The organism is Streptomyces sp. AcH 505 (assembly GCF_000818175.1).
Taxonomy (GTDB): Bacteria; Actinomycetota; Actinomycetes; order Streptomycetales; family Streptomycetaceae; genus Streptomyces.
In genome coordinates this window covers 4,883,054-4,884,073 of record NZ_JTIY01000001.1, presented here as the reverse complement: position 1 = coordinate 4,884,073, position 1,020 = coordinate 4,883,054, and the positions used below count along the sequence as shown (strand labels likewise).

1 protein-coding gene is annotated in these 1,020 nt (G+C 69.1%); it reads left to right on the top strand.

The features are described 5' to 3' along the window. The first annotated feature begins 251 nt into the window (after positions 1-251). Positions 252-983: a lysophospholipid acyltransferase family protein gene (locus tag HY68_RS22285; protein WP_241778642.1), complete on the top strand. Its 732-nt coding sequence runs from the start codon at positions 252-254 to the stop codon at positions 981-983. The last annotated feature ends 37 nt before the right edge of the window (positions 984-1,020 follow it).

The following is a 1,020-nucleotide window of genomic DNA, read 5'->3' as shown; positions in this document are numbered from 1 at the left end:
CCGCCATGGCCGCCGAGCCCAGTACGGCGGCGCCCAGTACGGTCCGCCGTCCGGGTGTGTTGCGCGCACCCTGCGTCATGAATGCTCCCTTGTGTGAGTCCGTGTGATGTCCGGCACCTGTCAAACGCGCCCGAGCGTAGGCGGATACGTCTGCGACAGGGGGGACCCTGGACGAACACGGCGGAAACAGCCCCCGACACCGGGTATTCGGCGGCGGCCCGACGTGCGCCGTGCGGCCCCCCGCGAGTAACGTGCTCACCTGCATAGACTTGGCCGGTTATTCCTGCCCGTTCCCGACACCGGAGGACCCGTTGTCCCGCTTCGCGCTCATCAAGGCAACGCTCGGAACGCTCGTGCGCCTGATGTTCCGTACACGGGTGGAAGGCGCCGAGAACATTCCCGGCAGCGGGCCCGTGATCCTGGCCGGCAACCATCTGACGTTCATCGACTCCATGATCCTGCCGCTGGTCTGCGACCGGCAGGTGTTCTTCATCGGCAAGGACGAGTACGTCACGGGCAAGGGCGTGAAGGGCCGGCTGATGGCCTGGTTCTTCACCGGTGTCGGCATGATCCCGGTGGACCGCGACGGCGGCAGGGGCGGTGTCGCCGCGCTGATGACGGGGCAGCGCGTGCTGGAGGAGGGCCGGATCTTCGGCATCTACCCGGAGGGCACCCGCTCCCCCGACGGCCGACTGTACCGGGGGCGTACGGGGATCGCCCGGCTGACGCTGATGACGGGCGCGCCGGTGGTCCCGTTCGCGATGATCGGCACGGACAAGCTGCAGCCGAGCGGCAAGGGCCTGCCGCGTGCGGGCAAGGTGACGGTGCGCTTCGGCAAGCCGATGGAGTTCTCCCGCTACGACGGCATGGAGCGCGACCGCTATGTGCTGCGCGCGGTGACGGACTCGGTGATGACCGAGGTCATGCGGCTGGGCGGCCAGGAGTACGTGGACATGTACGCGACGAAGGCGAAGGCCGCGTAGCGGCTGTCCGGCGGACGGGGGCGACGCGGCCTTCGCC